The organism is Mesorhizobium sp. WSM4809, assembly GCF_055811655.1.
Genome location: NZ_JBVVQW010000021.1, coordinates 76,357 through 87,815, shown reverse-complemented (window position 1 = coordinate 87,815; position 11,459 = coordinate 76,357). Strand labels below are relative to the sequence as shown.

The window sequence follows — 11,459 nt, the reverse complement described above, 5'->3', positions numbered from 1 at the left end:
TGATGGAGTTGAACACCAGCGGCGGCGATGCCGATGCCGCGCGTCGCATCGCGCTCGAAATCCGCCTGTTCCGCCTGCATTCAGGGCGACGCGCCTATTGTGTCGGCAAGACGCAGGTCTACTCGGCGGGAGTGACCATCTTTGCGGCGTTCGACCGGCATTGCCGCTTCCTGACGGAAGACGCGGTTCTGCTCGTGCATGAGCGGCGCATGGACACAAGCCTGGCGCTCAACGGCCCGATGCGGTCCTGCATCCAGATCGTGCGCGAAGAACTCGCCTTGCTCGAAACCGCCGAGCAGCTCGAAATGGAAGGCTTCAGGGAACTGGTCAACGGAAGCTCGCTGACCGCCGAAGAACTCTACCAACGCGCCACCAACAATTGCTATATCCATGCCGAGGACGCGTGTCGGTTGGGGCTCGTCGCCGAAGTGCTTGGCTAGGCCGATTGGTCGGTTGTGCAAAGCCCGAACCGTTTGGCTTTGCCAACTCGGACTTGCCACCCTTCAGACTTGACAGTTTTCAGACTTGCCGAGCAAAGTTTTGCAGGAACAGCGTGGCAGCTTAGGATGAGCACCCGATGATGGGCACCAGAGGAACAACCAACCCGAGTCCGCGCTCGGCGCCTTTGCTCCAGGACAAGGCCGCGCGAACAATGATGGGAGCTCTGGGCGCAGTTGCTTCCAGCGCCGCGCGGACGCTTGCTTCAATCAGCCCTCACCTGGGCGACCAGGTCTCGGACCACCCGATCGAGTGGCCGGGCTGCGAAGACAGCTTTGTGGCGTCGTCCGGCTCCGCGTCCAGACAGGTCGAGGCGCGCCTGCCGTCCCAGTTAGGGCACGCGGGATGAGGGTTCTCGTCACCGGCGCGTCGGGTCTGATCGGAACTTCGCTTTGCGCGCGCCTGGCCGCCGATGGATATGAAATCGTTCGCGTGCTGCATCGTGCCGGCACCGCGCCCTTCACAGGCTTGCCGCCTGTCTTGCTCGACATGGCAAAGGCGCGGACGCAGGACTGGAGCCCGCATCTGATAGGTATCGATGCGGTCGTTAACTGCGCCGGCGTGCTGCAGGACAGCACGCAAGAAAGCACTGGCGGTGTGCATGCGGGCGGCGCATCGGCACTCTTTGCCGCCTGTGAGCAGGCGGGCGTGAGAAAAGTCATTCACTTCTCGGCAATCGGGGTCGATCGGCTGCAGCCGTCCGCCTTCTCGGCCACCAAGCTGGCTGGCGACCAGGCGTTGATGGCGCGCGATTTGGACTGGGTCATCCTGCGCCCGTCGGTCGTGCTGGGCCGGCCGGCGTTCGGCGCCAGTGCGCTGTTTCGCGGACTGGCCGCATTGCCGCTGTTGCCGGTGATGCCCAGCACGGGTCGGCTTCAGGTCGTACAGTTGGACGACGTGATCGCCACTGTCCTGCATTTTCTCCGGCCCGATAGCGCATCGAGCATCGCGCTTGACCTTGCCGGACCTGAAGCGCTGCCGATGAGCAAGGTGGTTGGCCTCTACCGCTGCTGGCTCGGGTCGAGACCGGCTGGAGAGTTCACTCTGCCCGGAAGCGTCGCGGCCGGCCTGTACCGGATCGGCGATGCGACGGCTCTGCTCGGCTGGCGCCCGCCGATGCGCAGCAATGCGGCCAAGGAAATCGTGCGGGGCGCTGTCGGCGACCCGCACCCGTGGATCGCAGCGACAGGCATCCAACCATCCAGCCTCGAAGCAGCGCTAAAGCTCAATCCCGCGACGGTGCAGGAGCGATGGTTCGCCCGTCTCTATTTCGTCAAGCCGGCGATCTTTACTGTCCTGCCCTTCTTCTGGATCATGACGGGTGTCATTTCCCTGACCACTGGCTGGCGCCGCGGGGTCGACTTGCTGGTAGGCACTGCCATCGGTCCGCTGGCGGAACCGGCGGTCATCGCCGGAGCGCTGGCCGACATGGCGGTCGGCGCGTTGATCGCCTGGCGACCGACCAGTCGGCTGGGTCTGTTCGGGGCGATCGCGGTGGCTCTTTTCTATGCGATCGCGGGGACCATGCTGCGGCCCGAGCTGTGGAACGAGCCGCTCGGCCCTTTCTTGAAGATCCTGCCGATCATTGTTCTGCATTTTGTCGCGCTGGCGGTCCTGGAGGAACGCTGATGATCTACTTCATGCTCAAGTTCCTGCATGTCGTCGGCGCAGCGGTGCTGCTGGGCACCGGCGCCGGCATCGCCTTCTTCATGCTGCTCGCCCATCGGACCGCAAATTCGGCAACCATCGCGGCGGTCGCACGCATCGTCGTGATCGCCGATTTCATGTTCACTGCAACCGCCGTCGTCGCCCAACCTGTCACCGGCGCGTTCCTCGCCTGGCATTCCGGCTATTCGCTGACCGAGGGGTGGATTGTGCTTTCGATCCTGCTCTACCTCATCACCGGCCTGTTCTGGCTTCCAGTCGTGTGGATGCAGATCGAGATGCGCAATCTCGCCCTGCAGGCCGCGGCAGCGAAGCAACCTCCACCACAGCGCTATAACACCTTGTTTCGGCTCTGGTTCGCGTTCGGCTTTCCTGCTTTCGGGGCTGTGCTCGCCATCTTCTGGCTGATGATTTCGCGACCTTCGATCGATTGGTTCGCCTTGTAGCACCGGACTTCGTCTCCCTCGTCACGGTCTGCAACGTTGCGCCTAGCAAGTTGGGCGGCGATGGACGCCAGCCGCAGACTGCCTCGTTCCGTTCTTGCATTCGGGTGGCAATGGTTGCACAGGTCCCCGCTCATCGCCCGAGCACCTCTGTGGCGCTTCATGAGGCGGTTCGGCGGGTTGGTGTCGGGAGAAATCGGAATCTTTTGTAGGCTCTCAGCCTGCGGGCACCCGGCGAACCGGCTCCGCGCAAGTACCCCTGCCCTGCCCTGCCAACACGACAAACCGCAGGCTGCCCTGATCGATGATGTCAGCGCGCAGCTGGCGAGAGCGCGTCGCTGCTGCCTCCGTCTTTTGGTGGACGAGGCATACAGGTGACCTTGTCGATCATTCGGAGCACCGCCTGCGGGTCACTGTGGTGAGCCATGTGCCCGGAATTCGGGATTATTTCTATCAGTGATCCATAAATTTCGGCATGCAAGCGTTCCGCTTCACGCCGAGCGTCGAACAGCCTGTCCCCTGCTCCAGCGACGATTCCGGTAGGCACGTCGATGTCCCGATAGCAAGGCTTCGTGAACAGCGCCGCGCCGAGCATCAGGGCTGTCTCCACACAGACTGAGCGCAACTGAGAGGGGCGGCTGGCGACCTCCTTTGTGCTCACCGAAAAAACGTTCGAGATCGGCCCAGGCCGGAATATCTTTCGCATGGTCGACGGCCAGCCGAGCCTTACTGCGAGCGGCAGCAAGGTGTGACGGAATGCCGAGCCCATCAGCGGTACGGTCGGTAGTGCTGCAAGAGCGAGATCCAGCCTCGGTGAAGGATAGTAATATCCAGAGACGAGGACCAGGCCGGCGACCGAGGGAGCGTGCCTGCGGGCCATCTCCAGCGCGATCCAAGCGCCCCAGGAATGTCCGAGCACGAGGTATTTGTGAATGCCTAGTTTGGCGGCGGCCTCGTGGAAGAGATCGGCCTGCTCGCACGCCGACCATCGCTTTCGAGCCGGCCGCGAGCTTCCGCCGAAGCCTGGCCGGTCGAAGGCGAGGACCCGATGCTTGGCACTCGCCAGGTCGAGCACGCCGCTGATCGCAAAATCCTCCGCAACCGAGCCATTGCCATGCAACAGGAGCAAAGGAGGCCCGCTGCCTTTCTCAAGGATGCTCAAGTCCACCCCATCGATCCTCGGAGTGCGTTCCATCGAACGGGGAGCCAAGGCCTTCCTGGCGCGTGCGTTATTGTATGCCGCCAGCGACAGGGCGGCAGCCGCAAACAGTGTGGCGAGTTTTATCCGGTTCGAAAACATACTGACTCCTGCGCTGGGTCTGCACGGTGGCCCACCGTTGAGCGCGTCGCGGTTGCGCATCGGCATCGGCGTCGCCAACTCGGTTAGCCTGTCCCGCCGTATCTTTGCCATCCGGGTGTCAAAGCCTCACGGAACCCCGACCGGGCGTCGCATCGCGAGATCGAAGGCATCACCGGAGCTCAGCACGTGAACCCTCAAATCATGGATGGAAAGGGCGGCATCAGGTTCACCTTCCGCGATGTTGGAATGCGTGACGCCGGCTGCATCAACCAGATAGACAGCGCCGCTGCCGATGACCTTGAACATCTCGCCATTCACCACGATCGCCGTGTCTTCATCAATGCCGATGCCCAGGACCCGTGGGTTCTGCGACACCGCTCCGATGAGCCGCCCGATGCGGCCTCGCTCCGCAAAGTGCTGGTCGATGATGACATTCGGCAGCAGGCCCAACCCCGGCGCCATGCGAATATGGCCGATCCGAAAGGACGCAGCGTTCGGCCCCTTCACCATCATGGTATCGCTCATGACCGACGCGCCCGCGGAGGTGCCGGCAATTATGCCTCCGGCTTCATAGATTTCGTGCACCCGCTCGTCGATGGGGGTGTCGCCGATCTGGCTGGTGATGCGGAGCTGGTCGCCACCGGAGAAGAACACAGCGCTCACGTTTGCGAGCGCGCTTATTTTTTTTTCATGAGCCGCCTCGAGACGGTCGTTGACGTAGAGCTCGACGACTTCCTTGATGCCCAACTCGCCGAAGGACTTCTGATACTTCTCGAGATAGCCATCCGGCTCATGCGACGCGATGGTGGCAAGCACCAGGCGGCCGTTCGGAACCAGGCTGGCGACCTCCTTCAATATGACGCGATCGCCGTCATGGTCCTCGTGGCCACCGATGATGACAAGCGTTCCGGCTTTGCCATTGGAGGGGCGCCTTTTCTTCTTGCCGGTCATCTGCCCTCGTCTTTCTTGCGCAGGAAGACATGCCGATGGTTGTCCTCGCTGGTCATGAACGCGACTGCGAACTCCCGGCTGTTGTGCGCCCACCCGGACTTCCCGGTTGGGGTAAGCACGATGGCTCCCGCTTCACCGCCGATCGCCTCAACCTCCCTGAGGGAGGGCTCCAGCACCTCCTCCACGCCCGCCATAGCTGCCCGTCCGGCGGAAAGTGCGCGCCGCGCGGAAAGCGCCTGCATGACCCGAGCGGCGAGAGCCTTTCGCGCGATATGCTCGCCGTCTCCCGAAAAGGCCACGGCGCCCAATTGGTTGTCGGCGTAGTAGCCGCAACCGGGTTGAGGAGAATCGCCCACTCGGCCCGGAGCGCTGCCGTCCAGTCCCCCGGTGGAAGTGCCCACGGCGAGATCCCCATACTGGTCAAGGGCAACGACACCGATTGTATCCTTCGCCTCCGACTTGCTGGCGAAATCGCGTTGTTGCGGCGTGACCAAGTCAGCCGGATCGCAAAGCTCCAGTTGTTTATCGGCGGCGAAACGCCTGGCGCCGTCCGACGCCAGCAGGATTGGCTCCTCATGGAGCATGGCCTTGGCGACACTGATGGGATGGCGCACGCCCTTGATCACAGCCACGGCGCCCACATTGAAGTCCCTGCCCTCCATGACGCCTGCGCACATTTCGACCTCGCCGTCCGAATTGAGGGCACTGCCATATCCTGCATTGAACGTCGGGTCCGTCTCGAGGACACGACCGGCGGCTTCCACCGCATCGACTGCAGTTCCGCCGCCGGCCAGGACGGCGCGACCGGCCTCAAGCGCCTTGATGCACCCGTTGCGATGCGCCTCCTCCTCTTCTGGATCGATCTCCTTGGCGCCGCCGTGCAGGATGAGCGACCACATCAGCCAGCCCTCAGATGGCGAATATGGCTCTGATCGGGCCCTCGCCGAGAAGGTGCTGCGCCCTCAAACCCGGTCACCTGGCTCCAGACCGCCTCGACGTCGTCGACGGTGAGCACGACAAGGTCTTTCTCCCGAGCAAGCTGGAGACACACTTCGACAGCCTCTTTTTCGGGACAGACGGCTTGTATGCGCCCTGGAGCGCAGCCGGCGTTCAAGGCGCCTTCCCGCAGCAAGCCGGCGATCGTTCCGGGGGCTCGGCCGCGCAGTTCATGTTCATCCTCCTTGAAGACGATGACGTCGAATATTCGCGAAGCCACCGCCCCCATCTCGCGTATGTCGCAATCGCGGCGGTCGCCCGGTATGGCGACAAGGCCGATCGTGCGCTGATACCCGCGCTTCATATGGGAAACGAGTTTTCCCAGCGCCTTCAACCCCTCGGGATTGTGCGCGTAGTCAACGATCGTGCGGAAACCATGCCCGTCGAAGACGTTGAGGCGACCGGGAGAATGCTCGAACGAGGTGGTGAACTCGGTCAATGCAGCGCGGATAGTTGCCGCAGGTACGTCGTGGCAATGTGCCATCGCAACGGCCGCCAAGCTGTTGGCGACGTTGAATTCAGCGGACCCCTCGAAGGTCGCGGGAATTTCGTCGACGTCCATCAGGAACATCGACTCCCCATCCTCGTGGATGACGATGTCCCAACCGTCCCTGCTGCGCTCCCGCGTCACGGCGCGGCCGCCTTCCGCCACGTGGCTGCGCAGGAAATCGGGCCAGTCGCTCCTGTTCGCCAGCGAGAAGTAGCAGATCCTGCCCCCGGCGTCGCGCGACATCGCGGAGGTGTGAATGTCGTCGGCGTTGAGGATGCTCCACCCGCTGCGGCGGACCGACTCGACGACCACCGACTTCACTTCCGCCAGGTCCTCGATAGTGTCGATGCCTCTCAGCCCCAGATGATCGCCATGGACGTTCAGCACCGCGCCAATGTCGCACGCGTCGAATGCAAGGCCTTCGCGCAGCATGCCGCCGCGTGCACATTCCAGCACAGCGACATCGACACCTGGCTCGCGCAGCACGATCCTGGCGCTTTGCGGACCCGAGCAATCGCCTGTCATGATCCGCTCGCCGTTCAGGTAGACGCCGGTGGTCGAGGTGAGCCCGACCGTTGCACCATTCGCATGCAGAATGTGCGACAGCATTCTGGCGGTGGTCGACTTGCCGTTTGTCCCTGTGATCGCGAAGATTGGAATGCGGCCGTCCTTGCCACCCTTGAAGAGCAGATCGAGCACCGGCCGTGCGACATTGCGGGCGCGGCCCGAGGACGGTTCGAGATGCATGCGAAACCCGGGACCGGCATTCACCTCTATGATGCCGCCGCTGGTCTCGCTGACCGGCCGCGAAATGTCAGGACAGACGAAGTCGATCCCCGCGATGTCGAGACCGACGATCTGTGCCGCCCGCCTGGCGATCAGCGCGTTTTCCGGATGGATTTCATCAGTCCGGTCGGTTGCCGTCCCGCCGGTCGACAGATTAGCGGTGGGTCGCAGGAGCACCATTTGACCCGGCGCTGGAACGCTCGAAAGCGTGAGCTGCGACTTTGACAGGAAATGCTCGACACATTCGTCGATCTCGATGCGGGTCAGCACCGAAGAATGGCCCTCTCCCCGTCGCGGGTCGCGGTTCGTCTGCTCGACGAGTTCGGCGACAGAGCTCCGGCCATCGCCGACGACATGTGCCGGGACCCTCTCGGCAAGCGCCACCACCTTTCCTCCGATCACCAGGATCCTGTGGTCCGAGCCGACGAAGTGCTGCTCGACGATCACGCTGCGACTGTGTTCTCGCGCCTGTTCGAAGCCCCAGCGGACTTCGTCCTCTGTTGCGAGGCCGATGTTGACGCCGCTTCCATGATTGCCGTCCAGTGGTTTGGTGACCACAGGGTATCCGAGCCGTGCCGCTGCCGCGACAGCGTCCTGCGCCGATCGCACCAGTTCCCCGCTGGGGACCGGCAGCCCGGCCTGCTGCAGCAGGAATTTTGTCAGGTCCTTGTCGGAGGCGATTTCGGTCGCGATCTCAGAAGTGAGGTCGGTGCAACTGGCGCGAATGCGCTTCTGATGCTTGCCTTGGCCGAGCAGCACCAGGCTGCTGTCATCGAGCCGCGCCGCGGGAATCCCCCGTCTCTCGGCCTCGCGCACCAGAGAGGCGGTCGTGGGGCCGAAGGCACGCTCGGCGGCGCCAGCCTTGAGCTGCTGCAGCCTCACCGCGAAATCGAATGGCCCTTCCATTTCGGCAATCTCGTCGAGCCCCTCGAGGCCATGCAGATTGCCCGGCAGGAGACTATCCACCAACTCGAGCGCAACTCGTCCGGCGAGCAGCCCCACAACCTCATCATTGTAGGAGAACATGACGTTGTAAGTGCCCGGACTGCCTTTGACCGAACGTGTCTTTCCTCGTGTCACCGGGTGGCCCAGCATGCTCTGCAGTTCCAGGGCGACGTGCTCCACGACGTGGCCGAGCCAGGTTCCTTCCTGCATACGGCGGACGAACCCGCCGGCGACGCCATAGCTGCAGCCATGGCCCGCAAGGCCGGGCAACAGGCGAACGATGTCATCGGTAAATCCGGGCAGCTTGTCTGTCGGGAACGCTTCAAGGGCTCCGAGGTCGATCTGGATCCGGACCATTGGCGTCATGCTGTAAAGATGAGGTCCGCGGAACACGCGGGCGTCCACGACACGGATGCTGGTGCGAAAACGCGCGGCGTCTTGATGAATTTCGTTGCCCGACATAGTCCGTTCTCCTGACTAGCCCCGCAAACTTCTTGAGGATCGATAAGTTCCCGGCTGTGAAACGCAAATCTTTTTGCCCGATCGAGAAACAAAAAGGGCTTTTAACATATGTTGGCCAAGAACAGATTCTGGTCATCTTACCCGCCGCAAGGGGCGGGCCATGCATTGCGCCTGCTTGTTCCTAAGCGTAGCACGGCACGCTGCGGCCCATTGAAGGCAACCCCCGACCTACCGGACTGCGCAGAGATCCCAGCTGCCGAGTGCCGGGCGCCCGGCTTGGGCTCGTGGCGACCGCTTTGAGGGCAGCATCGAGGCGTTTGAATTTTCAACGCCGGACGGCCACCAGGGAACATTTTCAAATGCACTGTGTTTGGCGCCAACCTTGCACACCGGAACTACCGCCATGCAGAGTCGCGCGCTGGTCAAAGAGATCGACGCCGTCCGCCTCAGCATCTCGCTCCTTGAAAAGGAGTTGTGGACAGCTGGCAGACCCAACAAGATCCGATGGCGTTCAGGATACGAGCTAACCGCCCAAAAAGCTCGCCTTGCCAAACTGGAGAACGTGCTTGCCCACTATCAATCCGTGACGCGAGCCCGAGCATTGGACAGCAACAGCTTGAGTTACGGGCAAAGGAACCAGGTGAGTTAGGGGAAGCAAGATGGCTGACAGACACTCGATCAGAACTCCGTTAGCTCGAGTGCAGGGCCTTGGGTCGGCGAAACACGGAACCGAAACGTTCATGCTGGAACGACTGACATCTGCTGCACTTTTGATCCTCGTCATTTACATCGTCGCGGTCGTTATAAGGCTGATCGGAGAGCCTCGAGATGTCGTCATCCGCGCAGTCGGATCGGTCTATGTCGCACCCGCCCTCATCACCTTCATTCTGGTGAACTGCGTCCACATGCGGCTGGGCATGCAATCGATCATCGAAGACTACTGCCACGCCACCGTGCTGAAATCTGTCCTGCTGATCGCTAACTGGTTGTTTTGCTGGGCAGTAGCCCTCGCCAGCTTTTTCGCCGTGCTGGTGATCAGCTTCCGATAGGCGGATTCACGAACAGCGCGGCGCGGTTCCAACTCAGCGCGCCGATCCCGTTGTCTGTCGCGCACGGCGAGCCGTCTTCATTCTATTTTCGGCAGCCTGTCCCATTGATGGAAAGGCGGCGGAGAGGTCAATTCCCATTCCAACGTGGTGGCTCCCGGCCCCCAAGGGTTCATGCCGGCGGCCCTTCGCCGGTGGAAAGCCTCCACGATGCTGGCAAGGAAAATCAGGACACTCGCGGCCGACAGATAGGATCCAAAGGAGGAGACCATGTTCCAACCGGCAAAAGCGTCGGGATAGTCGATATAGCGACGCGGCATGCCGGCCATCCCGAGAAAGTGGTGGGGGAAGAAGACGAGGTTCACACCGACGAAGGTCGTCCAGAAATGGATCCCAGCCAAAACCGGATTGTACAAATATCCTGTCATCTTCGGGAACCAGTAATACCAGCCCGCGAAGATGCCGAAGATGGCGCCCAACGAAAGAATGTAGTGGAAGTGTGCGACGACATAGTAGGTGTCGTGCAATTGCCGGTCGAGGCTGGCGTTCGCAAGCTGTACGCCGGTCACGCCTCCGACAGTGAACAAGAATATGAAGCCGAGCGCCCACAGCATCGGGGTGCGCAAGCTAAGGGAACCGCCCCACATGGTTGCGATCCAGGAGAACACCTTGATCCCAGTCGGCACCGCGATCACCATCGTGGCGAAGGTGAAATAGCGCTGCGTGTCCAGCCCTATTCCGCTGGTGTACATATGGTGAGCCCAAACGACGAAACCGATCGCCCCGATCGCGACGATCGCATAGACCATCCCCAGATAGCCGAAGATCGGCTTTCGCGAAAATGTCGAGATCACCTGGCTCACGATGCCGAAGGCCGGCAAGATCATGATGTAGACTTCAGGATGGCCGAAAAACCAGAAGAGATGCTGGTACAGGATAGGATCGCCGCCGCCGTCCGGCGCGAAGAATGTGGTGCCAAAATTTCTATCGGTCAGGAGCATTGTAATGGCCCCTGCTAGGACAGGCAGGGCCAGCAGCAGCAGGAATCCGGTGATGAGGATCGACCACACGAACAGAGGCATTCTATGCAACGTCATCCCTGGCGCGCGCATATTGAAGATCGTGGTGATGAAATTGATGGCGCCGAGTATCGAAGAGGCTCCCGCGATGTGCAGAGAAAGAATGACCAGATCGACGGAAGGACCGGGATGGCCGGAGGTCGAAAGGGGCGGATAGAGGAACCAGCCGGTCCCGGGACCGTAGCCGCCGGGGACACTGGGCATGAAGATCGACAATAGAAGCAGCATCAATGCCGGCGGCAGCAGCCAGAACGAGATGTTGTTCATGCGTGGGAAGGCCATGTCCGGGGCGCCGATCATGATCGGAACCATCCAGTTGGCGAAACCACCGATCAGTGCGGGCATGACGGTGAAGAAGATCATGATCAGCGCGTGCGCCGTGGTGAACACGTTATAAAGTTGCTTGCCGGCATCTATGGCCGCGTCGCCTTGGTAGCCGTAGATCATCGATGCCAACCCGGGGAAAAGCTGGATCCCGGGTTGCTGCAGTTCAATTCGCATGCCCACCGACAAGAGCATGCCGATGACCCCCGCGATGAAGGCGAAGATCAGGTAGAGGGTTCCGATATCCTTGTGGTTTGTCGAAAACAGCCAGCGGGTGATGCCCCGCGGCTTGTGGTCGTCGCGGCTGCTCGGAGCCGCCGCCGAATATTCACTCATGAGCGTTCTCCGCTTCAGCCATCCGCCAACAGGGCATCCGAACCATGATGTCAGTTGATTGTTCCCTCCCCAGAACGCCCGACGCGAGGGAACATACGGCAGAAGCCGAGGTTCGGGTCGGGCGCGGCCTGTCCCTGC

General features: G+C 61.8%; 9 protein-coding genes. 4 read left to right on the top strand and 5 right to left on the bottom strand.

Features of this window, described 5'->3' with window-relative positions; all coding sequences use genetic code 11:
• From AC0L24_RS30495 to AC0L24_RS30485, 3 genes are all read left to right on the top strand, one after another.
• The coding region (locus AC0L24_RS30495; RefSeq protein WP_473564693.1) for an ATP-dependent Clp protease proteolytic subunit at window positions 1-440 on the top strand (440 nt) is incomplete at its 5' end.
• Between the two features lie 403 nt (window positions 441-843).
• Complete coding sequence (locus AC0L24_RS30490; protein ID WP_127395298.1) at window positions 844-2,127, top strand: SDR family oxidoreductase; 1,284 nt, start codon at window positions 844-846, stop codon at window positions 2,125-2,127.
• Window positions 2,127-2,609: a DUF2269 family protein gene (locus AC0L24_RS30485; RefSeq protein ID WP_128362374.1), complete on the top strand. Its 483-nt coding sequence runs from the start codon at window positions 2,127-2,129 to the stop codon at window positions 2,607-2,609. Before AC0L24_RS30490 ends, AC0L24_RS30485 begins: the two co-directional genes overlap by 1 nt.
• Before the next feature lie 307 nt (window positions 2,610-2,916).
• Here AC0L24_RS30485 and AC0L24_RS30480 read toward each other — a convergent pair whose 3' ends face one another.
• The 4 genes from AC0L24_RS30480 to cphA form a co-directional block, all read right to left on the bottom strand.
• Complete coding sequence (locus AC0L24_RS30480; protein WP_292336062.1) at window positions 2,917-3,906, bottom strand: alpha/beta fold hydrolase; 990 nt, start codon at window positions 3,904-3,906, stop codon at window positions 2,917-2,919.
• A gap of 126 nt (window positions 3,907-4,032) precedes the next feature.
• Window positions 4,033-4,857: a cyanophycinase gene (locus tag AC0L24_RS30475; RefSeq protein ID WP_127807844.1), complete on the bottom strand. Its 825-nt coding sequence runs from the start codon at window positions 4,855-4,857 to the stop codon at window positions 4,033-4,035.
• A complete protein-coding gene (locus AC0L24_RS30470; RefSeq protein ID WP_127395295.1) occupies window positions 4,854-5,756 on the bottom strand; it encodes an isoaspartyl peptidase/L-asparaginase family protein in 903 nt (300 codons plus the stop codon). Before AC0L24_RS30470 ends, AC0L24_RS30475 begins: the two co-directional genes overlap by 4 nt.
• Window positions 5,756-8,536 carry a cyanophycin synthetase gene (cphA, locus tag AC0L24_RS30465; RefSeq protein WP_292679198.1) on the bottom strand — a complete coding sequence of 927 codons (2,781 nt, stop codon included), beginning with the start codon at window positions 8,534-8,536 and terminating at the stop codon, window positions 5,756-5,758. Before cphA ends, AC0L24_RS30470 begins: the two co-directional genes overlap by 1 nt.
• 659 nt (window positions 8,537-9,195) lie before the next feature.
• On the opposite strand from cphA, the gene sdhD reads away from it, so the two are divergent.
• Window positions 9,196-9,585 carry a succinate dehydrogenase, hydrophobic membrane anchor protein gene (gene sdhD, locus AC0L24_RS30460; RefSeq protein WP_127395293.1) on the top strand — a complete coding sequence of 130 codons (390 nt, stop codon included), beginning with the start codon at window positions 9,196-9,198 and terminating at the stop codon, window positions 9,583-9,585.
• Between the two features lie 77 nt (window positions 9,586-9,662).
• On the opposite strand, the gene ctaD is transcribed toward sdhD, so the two are convergent.
• Window positions 9,663-11,321: a cytochrome c oxidase subunit I gene (ctaD, locus tag AC0L24_RS30455; protein WP_127395292.1), complete on the bottom strand. Its 1,659-nt coding sequence runs from the start codon at window positions 11,319-11,321 to the stop codon at window positions 9,663-9,665.
• Window positions 11,322-11,459: the final 138 nt, after the last annotated feature.